This window comes from Pseudoalteromonas sp. 5Ae-yellow (assembly GCF_014077565.1).
Taxonomy (GTDB): domain Bacteria; phylum Pseudomonadota; class Gammaproteobacteria; order Enterobacterales; family Alteromonadaceae; genus Pseudoalteromonas.
On the sequence record NZ_JACGWD010000239.1, the window covers coordinates 1 to 214 of the forward strand.

General features: G+C 49.1%; 1 protein-coding gene. It reads left to right on the top strand.

Annotated features, from left to right (window positions below; translation table 11 throughout):
* Window positions 1-214, top strand: a 214-nt coding sequence (locus H4J63_RS20720; protein ID WP_182198127.1) for a transposase domain-containing protein, incomplete at both ends; no start/stop codon positions are given.

Genomic DNA, 214 nt, shown 5'->3' on the forward strand with positions numbered 1-214 from the left:
ACGTTGTTGAGAAGTTAGATTTAACACTCACTGATACCCTGGGCGATACGGTTGCTCCAAGTGCTATTCCTCAAGCGAGACAGCGCCTGAGTAGCGACCCCCTCCAAGCCTTATTTCACCTATGTGCAGCCCATTGGACACAAGAAGAAGATGCTGATGATACGTGGTATGGACTCCGGTTATTTTCTGTCGATGGAACGCAATTTCGTGCACC